Here is a 12,611-nt window from a genome sequence, read left to right on the forward strand (position 1 = left end):
GGCACGCCCAAAAGCCGGGGCAACCGTCAATCGCTTATAGCCAATCGAACTGAGCACAGCACTATTGGTTCTTAATTTGCCTCGCGACCCTTGCCGTAAAGTAATCGCCGTCAGTGCGGCCAGACAGTCCGGCCGCCCGTGAGGAGTTTTTACCGTGAGTGAGCGTTCCAGCCATTGGCAATTGCAGACCATCGTCAGCCAGCTGCGCACGGCACGTGAACAGTGGCGTGCACAAAACGGCCGGGCCAGCGGCGAGCAGGGCGGTCGCGAATTGCCGTCCCGCGCAGCCATGGCGGAGATTCTCGAAGCGCTGTGCGGTGCGTTGTTCCCGATGCGCCTGGGGCCGGTTGACCTGCGCGAAGAGAGCGAAGATTTCTACGTCGGCCACACCCTCGATGTGGCGCTGAATGCGCTGTTGGCCCAAGCGCGGCTCGAATTGCGCTACGCCGCGCGCCACAGTGCCCAGGCCGAGACTGAAGTCGAAGCCAAAACCATCCAGATCATTCAGGACTTCGCCCTCGCGTTGCCAGGGTTGCGCAGCCTGTTGGACACTGACGTGTTGGCTGCCTATCACGGTGACCCGGCGGCGCGCAGTGTCGATGAAGTGCTGTTGTGCTACCCGGGGATTCTGGCGGTGATTCACCATCGTCTGGCCCACCATTTGTATCGCGCCGGGTTGCCGCTGCTGGCGCGGATCAGCGCGGAAATCGCTCACTCGGCCACCGGCATCGACATTCACCCTGGAGCGCAGATCGGCCGCAGTTTCTTCATCGACCACGGGACGGGTGTGGTGATTGGCGAAACCGCGATCATCGGCGAGCGCGTGCGGATCTATCAGGCGGTGACTTTGGGCGCCAAGCGCTTCCCGGCGGACGAAGACGGTCAGTTGCAGAAAGGCCAGCCACGACACCCGATAGTCGAGGATGACGTGGTGATTTATGCCGGGGCGACGATTCTCGGGCGGATCACCATCGGTCAGGGCTCGACCATCGGCGGCAATGTCTGGCTGACCCGCAGCGTGCCGGCGGGCAGCAACCTGACCCAGGCGAATCTGCAGCATGATGATGGGGCGCAGAAGTAGGCCTCTAAATCTCCACTGATTTTTCTGGCCTCATCGCGAGCAAGCTCGCTCCCACAGGGGAACGCGGTCAACTGTGGGAGCGAGCTTGCTCGCGATTGGACTTCAAGCCGAATCGAGCCAGTGGCCCTGATCTGATCCTGCGCCGAACCCTCCCTTGAGCTAGCGTAATACCAGTACCGCCGAGCCCTGCGATTAGTCCTTAGCCCCCTATCCATGTTTAACTTGAACGTTCATTCAAATTAAACCGGCGGTTCGCTGCCCGCTCACAACAGGAGGCTTGCCTTTGCTGAGTCCGATTTCTACAGCCACGTTTTACCCCTTCGAGGTGCACCGAACATGAGTGCATCGTCCATCCCTCCAAGCGGCCTGATCCGCATGAATCCGCCGGTGTTCTGGTTCTCGGCAAGCTTCATTCTGTTGTTTGGTGTCGTTGTCATCGCCATGCCCGAGCAGGCCGGTGCCTGGTTGCTGGCGGCGCAAAACTGGGCGGCCAATACGGTCGGCTGGTATTACCTGCTGGCGATGACCCTGTATCTGGTCTTCGTGGTGGTCACCGCCTTGTCCGGCTACGGCAAGATCAAGCTCGGTGCCGACCACGACGAACCCGAATTCAGTTATTTGTCCTGGGCCGGCATGCTGTTCGCCGCCGGGATCAGCATCACCCTGTTTTTCTTCTGTGTGTCCGAGCCGCTGACCCACATGCTGCAACCGCCCCAGGGCGAGGCCGGTACGGCAGATGCTGCGCGCCAGGCGATGCAGATTCTGTTTCTGCACTGGGGCCTGCATGGCTGGGGCGTGTTCGCCTTTGTCGGCATGGCGCTGGCCTACTTTGCCTACCGGCATAACCTGCCACTGGCCCTGCGCTCGGCGCTGTATCCGCTGATCGGCAAGCGCATCAATGGCCCCATCGGCTACGCGGTGGATGGCTTCGGCATCATCGCCACGGTGTTCGGCCTCGGTGCCGATATGGGCTTCGGTGTGTTGCACCTCAACTCGGGCCTGGACTACCTGTTCGGCATCGCCCACACCCAATGGGTTCAGGTCGACCTGATCACCTTGATGATGGGCGCTGCGATCATCGTTGCCGTATCCGGCGTCGACAAGGGTGTGCGGGTCATGTCCGACATCAACATGCTGCTGGCCTGTGCGCTGCTGCTGTTCGTGTTGTTCGCCGGCCCCACGCAGCACCTGCTCAACACCCTGATCCAGAACCTTGGCGATTACCTCGGCGCCTTGCCGATGAAGAGTTTCGACCTCTACGCCTACGACAAACCCAGCGACTGGCTGGGCGGCTGGACAGTGTTCTACTGGGCCTGGTGGATAGCATGGTCGCCGTTCGTGGGCCTGTTCATTGCTCGGATTTCCCGTGGTCGCACCATCCGCGAGTTCGTCTTCGGCGTGCTGTTGATTCCGCTCGGCTTCACCCTGGCGTGGATGTCGATCTTCGGCAACAGCGCCATCGATCAAGTGCTCAACCACGGCATGAGCGCTCTCGGCATGTCGGCCATCGACAATCCGTCGATGACGCTCTACCTGTTGCTGGAAACCTACCCGTGGAGCAAAACCGTCATTGCGGTCACGGTGTTCATCAGCTTCGTGTTTTTCGTCACCTCCGCCGACTCCGGCACCGTGGTGCTGTCGACGCTGTCCGCCAAGGGCGGCAATCCTGATGAAGACGGGCCGAAATGGCTGCGGGTGTTCTGGGGCGCGATGACCGCATTGGTGACCAGCGCGCTGCTGTTTTCCGGCAGTATCGATGCGTTGAAGTCGGCGGTGGTCCTGACCTCGTTGCCGTTCTCGCTGATCTTGCTGTTGATGATGTGGGGGCTGCACAAGGCGTTTTATCTGGAATCGCAGAAGCAGATTGCGCAGATGCATTCCTTGGCACCGGTGTCCGGTTCACGGCGGGGCGGTTGGCGCCAGCGCCTGAGTCAGGCGGTGCATTTCCCGTCGCGGGATGAGGTCTACCGTTTCCTCGATACGACGGTGCGTCCGGCGATTGAAGAGGTGTCTGCCGTGTTCACCGAAAAGGGTTTGCACGTAGCGACACACCCGGACCCGGCCAATGACAGCGTCAGCCTGGAAATCGGCCATGGCGACCAGCATCCGTTCGTTTATCAGGTGCAGATGCGCGGCTATTTCACGCCATCGTTTGCCCGTGGCGGGATGGGTTCCAAGCAACTCAACAATCGTCGTTACTACCGGGCCGAAGTGCATTTGAGCGAGGGCAGTCAGGATTACGATCTGGTGGGCTACTCCAAGGAACAGATCATCAACGACATCCTCGACCAGTACGAACGGCACATGCAGTTCCTGCATCTGGTGCGTTGATCAAGGCTTTCACGTTTCGGTGGTCAACACCATGAACAACACCAGCGCCGCCACCGGGACACCGAATACGGCGCTACCGACCACCAGTTCGCTGCTCAATGGCTGGCCGGCATGCACTATGCCGACTGCGCCATTGATTAGCGTCAGCGCCAGCCACAGCAGGATAAAACCGTAGGCCAGGGTCTGGCGGGTGAAGCCGACTTTCTCGCCGATGTAGAGCATCAGCGCCAGGAGAATCAGGCCGAAGGTGATGATGATCGTTGTGTGCATGGTGTTTTCTGCCTGCCGGATATGTATTGACGGGGCGACCGCCTTCGCGAGCAAGCCCGCTCCCACATTGATCCTGATTGCTCACAAAATTTGTGTTCAAAGGAGATCTCTTGTGGGAGCGGGCTTGCTCGCGAAGGGGTCACCTCGGTATTGGTTTGAGCATAGTTAAACCAACCCACCATTCACCCGCAAAATCTGCCCGTTGACCCACGCCGAATCCGGCCCGACCAAAAGCGACACCACACGGGCAATATCTTCTGGCTGACCCAAACGCTCCAGCGGCGCCATTTTGGCGAAGGTCTGGATCTGTTCTTCGCTCTTGCCATGCAGGAACAAGTCGGTGGCCACGGGCCCGGGAGCCACCGCGTTGACGGTGATGTTGCGCCCGCGCATTTCCTTGGCGAATACCTGGGTCAGGGATTCCACTGCCGCTTTGCTGGCGATGTACACCGCGTAGCCCGGCAGGTTCATGCCGACGGTGCTGCTGGAGAAGTTGATGATCCGGCCACCGCTGTTCAGGCGGGTTGCCGCTTCACGCAGGGTATTGAAGGTACCGCGAGCGTGGATGTTGAAGTTCTGCTCGAACAGTTCGTCGCTGTGTTGCGCCAGCGGCAGCACTTTGAGGATGCCGGCGTTGTTCACCAACACATCGACCTTGCCGAACTGGGTTTCAACCTCGTCGAACATCCGGCGTACGTCGTCGGCGTTGGCTACGTCGGCCTTGATCGCCAGGGCCTGGTAACCGGCCTGACGCAGCTCCACCACCCGTTTCGAGGCTTCGGTGGCGCTGCTGGCGTAGTTGATGGCAACGGCGAAACCTTCGCTGGCCAGTTGTTTGGCGATGACCGCGCCAATGCCGCGGGAGGCGCCGGTCACGATGGCAACTTTCGGAGTTTGATGAGCCATGTTGGTGTTCCTGTTGATGGGGTGTGAAGCCAATTTCACATGTTTACTCAGGGCGATAAATGCACGAGAGTTGCCTTGACTGTTCAATAATCGCCAACAATCGAGTGCCTGGAGTGAGCTGTGGACCAAGTCAAAGCGATGAAGGTTTTTGTGCGGATCTACGAGCGCAGCAGCTTCACGCAGGCTGCCGATGACCTGAACCTGCCACGCGCGACGCTGACCCACACCTTGAATCAGTTCGAGGCCTGGCTGGGTACGCGTTTGTTGGAGCGCAGCACGCGTAAAGTGCGTCCGACGCTGGATGGCGAGGCGTACTACCTGCGTTGCGTGCAACTGCTGGCAGAGCTGGAAGAGGCGGAATTGGCGTTTCGCGGTGTGGCACCGAAGGGGCGGTTGCGGGTGGACTTGCACGGGACATTGGCCAAGCACTTCGTGATCCCGGCTTTGCCACAATTCATGGCGCGTTATCCCGACATCGAACTGTCCATCAGTGAGGCTGACCGCTTTGTCGACCTGATCGCCGAAGGCGTCGACTGCGTGCTGCGCGCCGGCACTTTGAGCGACTCCGCACTGATCGGAAAACGTGTCGCCAACCTGCGTCAAATCACCTGCGCCAGTCCCGCCTATCTGCGCAAGTACGGCGAACCGAAAAGCCTTGCCGACCTGAGCCTGCACCGTGCGGTGAACTACGTTTCGCGCACGACGGCCAAGTTGTTCCCGTTTGAATTCATGGTGGACGGTGAACTCAAGGAAGTGGCCATCGACGGTGTGGTCTCGGTGTTCGGCGCGGAAATCTACGCCGCCTCGGCGATTGCCGGACTGGGCCTGATCCAGTGCCCGCACTATCGAATGCAAACGCAGATTTCCCAAGGCCTGGTGCAGGAAGTCCTCGTCGACACACCACCGCCATCGATGCCGGTATCGGTGTTGTACCCGCACAACCGACACATGTCGCCCAGGGTTCGGGTGTTTGTGGACTGGTTGGGGGAGGTGTTTGCGGGGGCCACGTGAAGATGAAACAAATGAAACGTTTCAGCCATTAGTCGAATCCGGGGTTTGTCCGGGCGTATGCTGGGCGACTGGCAAAGCAGTCGATACCAGATTCAAGACAGACAAGAGAGGATTCGATGACTTACACCGCTGCCGAAAACCGCTACGACTCCATCCCTTACCGCCGCGTGGGCCGCAGCGGCCTGGTGCTGCCGGCGCTGTCGTTGGGCCTGTGGCACAACTTCGGCGACAGCACGCCGATCGATACCCAGCGCGCGTTGTTGCGCACGGCATTCGATCTGGGCATCAACCATTTCGACCTGGCCAACAACTACGGCCCGCCGTATGGCAGCGCCGAGATCAACTTCGGCCGTTTACTGCGCGAAGACTTCAAGCAGTACCGCGACGAGCTGATCATTTCCAGCAAGGCCGGTTGGGACATGTGGCCCGGCCCTTACGGTCAGGGCGGCGGTTCGCGCAAGTACGTGCTGGCCAGCCTCGACCAGAGCCTGCAACGCCTGGGCGTGGACTACGTCGACATCTTTTATTCCCACCGCTTCGATCCGGACACCCCGCTGGACGAAACCGCCAGCGCACTGGCCACTGCGGTGCAGCAGGGCAAGGCGCTATACATCGGCATTTCGTCCTATTCCGGGGTGAAAACCCGCGAAATGGCGGCGTTGCTCAAAGAGTGGAAAGTGCCGCTGCTGATTCACCAACCAGCCTACAACCTGCTCAATCGCTGGGTGGAAAAAGACTTGCTGGATACCACCGACGAACTCGGCACTGGCGTGATTGCCTTCACCCCGCTGGCGCAGGGCCTGCTGACCGACAAATACCTCAACGGCGTGCCGACGGATGCACGGGTCAATCGTCCGGGCGGTGGTTCGTTGCAGGCGTCGCACTTGTCCGAGGCCAACATCGCCCAGGTGCGGGCACTCAACGAAATCGCCCAGCGTCGTGGCCAGAGCCTGGCGCAACTGGCGCTGGCCTGGACCTTGCGCGATCCTCGGGTCACTTCGGCCTTGATTGGCGCAAGCCGGCCGGAGCAGATCATCGAGAACGTCGGGGCGTTGAAGAACCTGAGCTTTAGTGCAGAGGAACTGGCGGAGATTGACCGGTTTGCCCAGGAGGGCGGGATCAATCTTTGGGAGAAGCCTTCTATTGCTGAATAAGTTTCAGGCGGCGGCCTTCAGATTGCTTTCGCGAGCAAGCCCGCTCCCACAGGGAAACGCATTCCAAATGTGGGAGCGGGCTTGCTCGCGAAGAGGCCAGAGCCAACAATGAAGAACCAGGGGTTCAGCGAAAAAACGGCACATCCCCCAACACCGTCGCCCGCTGCATCACCCGCCGCGCCGGCCGGTAGTCATCCACCGCGTAATGCTGGGTCACGCGGTTATCCCAGAATGCGATGTCGTCTTTCTGCCAGCGCCAGCGAATGGTGAATTCCGGCCGCGTTGAATGGGCGAACAGGAACTTCAGAATCGCCTCACTCTCGGTTTCCGACAGCTCGTTGATCTTCGAAGTGAAACCTTCGTTGACGAACAGCGAGCGGCGCCCGCTTACCGGGTGCGTGCGGATCACCGGGTGCGACAGCGGCGGATTCTTGCGCCGTGCTTCTTCCCACTGGGCCAGCGCCTCGGGCGTGTTGCCGTAGCGCTCCAGCGGAAACGAACGGGTGAAGTCATGGGTGGCGGTCAGACCTTCGAGCAAGGTTTTCAGCGGCGTCGACAGGGCTTCATAGGCGGCAATCCCGCTGGCCCATAACGTGTCGCCACCAAAATCCGGCAGCAGCTTGGCACTGAGCACCGCGCCCATGGCCGGGGTCGGCAGGAAGGTCACGTCGGTGTGCCAAATCGCGTTGTCGCGCACGTCGGTGACGGCGGTGTCGAGGATCAGCACTTCCGGTTGTTCCGGCACATTGGGGTAGATTGGGTGAATGTGCAGGTCGCCGAAATTCGCGGCGAATCGCGCCTGTTGCTGTGGCGTGATCGGCTGGTCGCGGAAGAACAGCACCTGATGCTTGAGCAGGGCCTGTTCGATGGCATCGCGCTGCTCCAGGTTCAGCGGCTGGCTGATGTCGATGCCGCTGATCTGTGCGCCGAGGGCAGAGCTTAGGGGGACGATGGTCAGGTGGCTCATGGTGGTTCTCTTAAATCCGGGGGGCCGTGCTTTTTGTGGGAGCGGGCTTGCTCGCGAAGAGGGCGTGTCATTCAACATTTATGTCACGTGATACACCGCTTTCGCGAGCAAGCCCGCTCCCACAGGTTTATTCAGTAATCAGTGAACCTGACCATGCCACGGCACCAGTTTGCGTTGCAGGGCACGCAGGCCAAGCTCCATTGCGAAGGCGATCAGTGCGATCACCAGAATCCCCAGTACCACCACATCGGTGACCAAAAACTGTGCGGCCGATTGCACCATGAAGCCCAGTCCGCTGGTGGCGGCGATCAATTCGGCGGCGACCAGCGTCGACCAACCCACGCCGAGGCCAATGCGCACACCGGTCAGGATATCCGGCAAGGCACTCGGCAAAATGACGTGGCGAATCAACTGTACGCGCGTTGCGCCGAGCGACTGCGCGGCACGCAGTTTGGCCGGGTCGACCGTACGCACACCGGTGGCGGTGGCAATGGCAATCGGGGCGAAGATTGCCAGGTAGATCAGCAGCACTTTCGACAACTCACCGATACCGCACCAGATCACGATCAGTGGCAGGTAGGCCAGCGGTGGAATCGGCCGGTAGAACTCGATCAGCGGGTCGAGCACACCGCGGGCGATACGGTTGGCACCGATGGCGATTCCTACCGGCACGGCAGTGAGAATCGCAAAGCCGAGGCCCAGGCCGATGCGGCTCAGACTCGCGCCCAGGTGCTGCCACAGGGTTGAATCCATATAACCCGAGGTCGCCAGTAGCCAGCCTTTTTGCAGCACGGCGGAAGGTGGTGGCAGGAACAGCGGCTCGATCAAGCCGGTCGCCGTCACGGCCCACCAAATGGCAACGAGAACGACCAGCGTCAGCACACTGATCCAGCGAGTGCTCAAACGGCGACTTGCCGGAATTACGGCTGAGCCTGGCGTTATCGCCGCGACGGGAATTTCGTAACTGCTCATGCGCGCTCCTGCCGCTGGGCGGCGCTGCGTTGGGAGAACACTTTGGCGAGTACGTGTTCGCGGGTTTCGATAAAACGCGGGTCGGACTTGATCGAGCGGGCCGACTCACCGGCGGCATAACGCTGACCGAAATCGAGGCTCAGGCGTTCGACGATTTGCCCCGGGTTGGGCGCCAACAGAATCAGGTCGGTGGCGAGGAACACGGCTTCTTCGATGTCGTGGGTGATCAGGAACACCGGCTTGGCGGTGCGTTGCCAGACCTGCAGCAACAGCTCCTGCATCTGCTCGCGGGTAAAGGCGTCGAGAGCGCCGAAAGGTTCGTCCATCAGCAACACGCGCGGGTCGGCGGCGAGGGCGCGAGCCAGACCGACACGCTGCTTCTGGCCGCCCGAAAGCTGCCAGATGCGGCGCTGTTCAAAACCGGACAGATCGACCAGGGCGAGCATTTCCCTGGCGCGAGCTTCGCGTTTTTCCCGGGCGATACCGGCCAGCTCCAGGCCGAACCCGACGTTGGCCAGCACGTCTTGCCATGGCAGCAGCGCGTCGTCCTGAAACACCACGCCGCGCTCGGCACTCGGGCCTTTGACGGGCACGCCGTCGAGGGTGATGCGCCCGGCGCTGGGTTCGACGAAACCGGCAATCAGGTTCAACAGCGAAGTCTTGCCACTGCCGGACGGGCCGAGGGCGACCAGCAATTGCCGGGGCCCCAGGCTCAGAGAGATATCCGCCAACACCGGTTCCGGGTTGCCGGGGTACTGTGCGCTGATGCGCTCCAGCTGTAGCAAGGCCATCGCGTTGACTCCCGATCAGTTGGTGATGAACTTGGCGCTGACGTACGGCGCGTAGTCCGGCAGCACGGCCTCGACCTTGCCTTGTTCCTTGAGGAACGCCGCGGTGTCGGTGATGGCTTTGGTGGTCGGTGCGCCGAGGGTGAGCACCTGGTCAGCCGCCAGCGGGTAGACGTTGCCTTGCAGCAGCAATGGAATATCACTGGCCTTGGCACCAGACAGTTTTACCAGCTTGTCGACGTTGCCCTGATTGGCGAGCCAGGCTTGCGGGTCTTTGCGGTAATCGGCGTAGGCGTCCAGGGTCACTTTGGCGAACGCAGTGACGATCTCCGGGTGCTTCTCGGCGAAATCCTTGCGCACGATCCAGGCATCGAAAGTCGGTGCGCCGAACTTGGCCAGCTCGCCGGAGGTGATCAGCACTTTGCCGTTTTCCTTGGCGACACCGAGGGCCGGATCCCAAACGTACGTGGCGTCGATGTCACCGCGTTTCCAGGCGGCAATGATCGCGGGTGGTGCGAGGTTGAGAATGGTGACTTTCGACGGGTCGATGTTCCAGTGCTTCAGCGCGGCGAGCAGGCTGTAGTGGCCGGTGGATACAAACGGCACGGCGATTTTCTTGCCGATCAGGTCTTGCGGGGTCTTGATCCCGGAACCGTCGCGGGCGACCAAGGCTTCGGCGGCGCCGATCTGGGTGGCGATGAGGAAGGTTTCTACCGGGACTTTGCGAGTGATGGCGGCGGTCAGGGGGCTGGAACCGAGGTAGCCGATCTGCACGTCACCAGAGGCGATGGCGGCGATGATATCGGCACCGTTGTCGAATTTGCGCCAGCTGATATCGGCCTTGGTGGCCTTTTCGTAGGCGCCGTCAGCCTGGGCGACTTTCGCCGGGTCAACGGTGGTCTGATAGGCGACGGTGAAGTCGGCCGCCTGGGCAAAAAAACTCGCGGTAGCCAAGGACGCGGCCGCCAGCAAGCGTAGAGGGAAAGTCAGTTTCATCAGAAAGCTCCTTGTCAGGCGACCGAGTGTCGGCGTGAGAAAGAGACTAAATGATCTAAGAATTCGAAAATAAATAACTTTTTCGAATTAGCTTATGAGAGGACAACTTGAGGAGCGACCGCTACGCGGTCATCGCGAGCAAGCTCGCTCCCACAGTGGATCTTCGGTGTGAGCACAATCGTGCAAACACCATTGAACCTTGTGGGAGCGAGCTTGCTCCGGGCGGCGCTCCGACGATAAGGTCCGCAGGACCTTCAGTTACTGATCGCCAGAATGCTCGCTTGGTACGCTCCGACAAACACATCGAAATCACCGACTTCGTTCTGCTCCAGCTCAGCCTGCTGAGCCAGCGAAGAACGCGCCCGCTCTTCAAACTTCGCCTGTTCCTCAGCCGGCAACGGCTCGCTGCGGAAGAACTCGGCATGGGCCTGGCTCTGGCGCAGGGAGAACTGGGCAAAGCTTTCCTTGTGTTCGGCCATCGCCGCCAATACCTGGGCCGACGGCGTCAGGGACGGGTCCTGGACCTTGGCCATCTGGGCGTCCAGCGCCTTGCTGTGGGCATCGCCGCCATGGCTCTGGTCGAGCATCGCCGCCAGAGGGGCGATTTTTTCCAGCAGCTCGCCGGCCCATTCCTTCAGGTCGACCGGCTGGCCATCCCGTTGCAGTTGCAGGCCCGGACGACGACCTTCCTTGACCACGCTGAGGAAGTTCGAAGTCGCGTTGCCACAACTGGTGCTGGTGAGCAGCGGGCTATCGTTGAGCGCGCAGTACAGCAGGAACGCATCGAGGAAGCGTGACTCGGTAAGGTCGATGCCCATCGGCAGGAACGGGTTGATGTCCAGGCAGCGTACTTCGACGTACTGGATGCCACGGGCCATCAGTGCCTGGATAGGGCGCTCGCCGGTGTAGGTCACGCGTTTGGGGCGGATGTTGGAGTAGTACTCGTTTTCGATCTGCAGGATGTTGGTGTTGAGCTGCACCCACTCGCCATCCTGGTGGGTGCCGACTTCGACGTATGGCGCATACGGCGTGGCCACCGCTTTGCGCAGGCTGTCGGTGTAGCTGTTCAGATCGTTGTAGCACGGCGTCAGGCCGGCCTGGGCGTTACTCTGGTAACCCAGGTCGCTCATGCGCAGGCTGGTGGCGTACGGCAGGTACAAGGTCTGCGGGTCCAGTTGTTCCAACTGGTGCGAACGACCGCGCAAGAAGCCGGCGTCCAGTGCCGGCGAGGCGCCGAACAGGTACATCAGCAGCCAGCTGTAGCGGCGGAAGTTACGGATCAGCGCGATATAGGACGCCGACTGGAAGTCGCGGTCGGTGCCGACAAAGCCTTCGGCCTGCTTGAGCAAAGGCCAGAGTTTTTCCGGCAGGGAAAAGTTGTAGTGGATGCCGGCAATGCATTGCATGGTCTTGCCGTAACGCAGGGCCAGACCCTTGCGGTAGACGTACTTGAGCTGCCCGATATTGGACGTGCCGTAATAGGCGATCGGGATATCTTCCTCGGCCGGCAACGGGCACGGCATCGATGGGCTCCACAGATACTCGTTGCCAAGCTTGCTGTAGGCAAAGCGGTGAATGCTGTCCAGGCTCGCCAGCGTATCGGCAGGATCGGGCAGGGCCGGGGTGATGAACTCCAGCAGCGACTCGGAATAGTCGGTGGTGATCTGTTCATTGGTCAGCGCGGAACCCAATTCTTCCGGGTGCGGCGTTTGCGCCAGGCGACCTTCATCGGTCACGCGCAGGCATTCACGTTCGATGCCGTGAAGGCACTGTTCGAGCAGAGAGAGGTTAGCGCGCTCGCCGAGCAGGGCCAGGCGGCGGTTGAGAAGTTCGCTCAAGTTGGATTCCTTCACGCGTCAGTCGCCCCAATATGGGGGTGGGCAAGACGGTCTACAAGGGTGAAGTTAAAACTGGCGTTTTCGCCTGGTTTTGGATCTCGCCGCAATCGATGTGGGAGTGGACCTGTGGCGAGGGGGCTTGCCCCCGTTGGGCTGCGAAGCAGCCCCAAAACCTCTGATGTTCCAAGATATTGTGAGTGCTACGCACTCAAACGGGGGCAAGCCCCCTCGCCACAAGCCCGCTCCCACAGGAAATTCCGACACTGTGGTCACAGCGCCGAAATTAACTCAATTTGA

General features: G+C 60.7%; 11 protein-coding genes. 4 read left to right on the forward strand and 7 right to left on the reverse strand.

Features of this window, described 5'->3' with window-relative positions:
* The first annotated feature begins 154 nt into the window (after positions 1-154).
* Positions 155-1,081: a serine O-acetyltransferase EpsC gene (epsC, locus tag PspS34_RS01025; protein ID WP_090452493.1), complete on the forward strand. Its 927-nt coding sequence runs from the start codon at positions 155-157 to the stop codon at positions 1,079-1,081.
* 375 nt (positions 1,082-1,456) lie between these two features.
* On the forward strand, positions 1,457-3,412 hold the full coding sequence (betT, locus tag PspS34_RS01030) for a choline transporter BetT (RefSeq protein ID WP_174245531.1): 1,956 nt from the start codon (positions 1,457-1,459) through the stop codon (positions 3,410-3,412).
* A 9-nt stretch (positions 3,413-3,421) separates the two neighbouring features.
* Here betT and PspS34_RS01035 read toward each other — a convergent pair whose 3' ends face one another.
* Both PspS34_RS01035 and PspS34_RS01040 read right to left on the reverse strand, forming a co-directional pair.
* Complete coding sequence (locus PspS34_RS01035; RefSeq protein WP_150812047.1) at positions 3,422-3,682, reverse strand: hypothetical protein; 261 nt, start codon at positions 3,680-3,682, stop codon at positions 3,422-3,424.
* Positions 3,683-3,847: 165 nt separating this feature from the next.
* Positions 3,848-4,588 (reverse strand): SDR family oxidoreductase, encoded by a 741-nt coding sequence (locus tag PspS34_RS01040; protein ID WP_150812046.1) that lies wholly within the window; start codon positions 4,586-4,588, stop codon positions 3,848-3,850.
* A 120-nt stretch (positions 4,589-4,708) separates the two neighbouring features.
* Here PspS34_RS01040 and PspS34_RS01045 point away from each other — a divergent pair, with 120 nt between their 5' ends.
* Together PspS34_RS01045 and mgrA are read left to right on the forward strand one after the other, a co-directional pair.
* A complete protein-coding gene (locus tag PspS34_RS01045; RefSeq protein WP_154861258.1) occupies positions 4,709-5,599 on the forward strand; it encodes a LysR family transcriptional regulator in 891 nt (296 codons plus the stop codon).
* A 116-nt stretch (positions 5,600-5,715) separates the two neighbouring features.
* Positions 5,716-6,753, forward strand: a complete 1,038-nt coding sequence (mgrA, locus tag PspS34_RS01050) for an L-glyceraldehyde 3-phosphate reductase (protein WP_150812044.1) — start codon at positions 5,716-5,718, stop codon at positions 6,751-6,753.
* A 124-nt stretch (positions 6,754-6,877) separates the two neighbouring features.
* Here the strand turns inward: mgrA and tauD are convergent, their stop codons facing one another.
* The 5 genes from tauD to gshA form a co-directional block, all read right to left on the reverse strand.
* Positions 6,878-7,720, reverse strand: a complete 843-nt coding sequence (gene tauD / locus PspS34_RS01055) for a taurine dioxygenase (RefSeq protein WP_154861257.1) — start codon at positions 7,718-7,720, stop codon at positions 6,878-6,880.
* Positions 7,721-7,858: 138 nt separating this feature from the next.
* A complete protein-coding gene (gene tauC, locus PspS34_RS01060; RefSeq protein ID WP_154861256.1) occupies positions 7,859-8,692 on the reverse strand; it encodes a taurine ABC transporter permease TauC in 834 nt (277 codons plus the stop codon).
* Entirely contained in the window at positions 8,689-9,483 is a 795-nt protein-coding gene (tauB, locus tag PspS34_RS01065) for a taurine ABC transporter ATP-binding subunit (protein WP_154861255.1), read from the reverse strand. Before tauB ends, tauC begins: the two co-directional genes overlap by 4 nt.
* Positions 9,484-9,498: 15 nt before the next feature.
* On the reverse strand, positions 9,499-10,476 hold the full coding sequence (tauA, locus tag PspS34_RS01070; protein ID WP_154861254.1) for a taurine ABC transporter substrate-binding protein: 978 nt from the start codon (positions 10,474-10,476) through the stop codon (positions 9,499-9,501).
* Positions 10,477-10,730: 254 nt separating this feature from the next.
* Positions 10,731-12,314: a glutamate--cysteine ligase gene (gene gshA / locus PspS34_RS01075; protein WP_150812040.1), complete on the reverse strand. Its 1,584-nt coding sequence runs from the start codon at positions 12,312-12,314 to the stop codon at positions 10,731-10,733.
* Between the last annotated feature and the right edge of the window lie 297 nt (positions 12,315-12,611).

It is taken from the genome of Pseudomonas sp. S34, assembly GCF_009866745.1.
Taxonomy (GTDB): Bacteria; Pseudomonadota; Gammaproteobacteria; order Pseudomonadales; family Pseudomonadaceae; genus Aquipseudomonas; species Aquipseudomonas jessenii.

What these genes read in the sequence shown, in the direction of transcription:
- tauA (WP_154861254.1), bottom strand. Translation starts at nt 10,476, where the DNA reads ATGAAACTGACTTTCCCTCTACGCTTGCTGGCGGCCGCGTCCTTGGCT.
- betT (WP_174245531.1), top strand. Translation starts at nt 1,457, where the DNA reads ATGAATCCGCCGGTGTTCTGGTTCTCGGCAAGCTTCATTCTGTTGTTT.
- tauC (WP_154861256.1), bottom strand. Translation starts at nt 8,692, where the DNA reads ATGAGCAGTTACGAAATTCCCGTCGCGGCGATAACGCCAGGCTCAGCC.
- PspS34_RS01040 (WP_150812046.1), bottom strand. Translation starts at nt 4,588, where the DNA reads ATGGCTCATCAAACTCCGAAAGTTGCCATCGTGACCGGCGCCTCCCGC.
- tauD (WP_154861257.1), bottom strand. Translation starts at nt 7,720, where the DNA reads ATGAGCCACCTGACCATCGTCCCCCTAAGCTCTGCCCTCGGCGCACAG.
- mgrA (WP_150812044.1), top strand. Translation starts at nt 5,716, where the DNA reads ATGACTTACACCGCTGCCGAAAACCGCTACGACTCCATCCCTTACCGC.
- PspS34_RS01035 (WP_150812047.1), bottom strand. Translation starts at nt 3,682, where the DNA reads ATGCACACAACGATCATCATCACCTTCGGCCTGATTCTCCTGGCGCTG.
- tauB (WP_154861255.1), bottom strand. Translation starts at nt 9,483, where the DNA reads ATGGCCTTGCTACAGCTGGAGCGCATCAGCGCACAGTACCCCGGCAAC.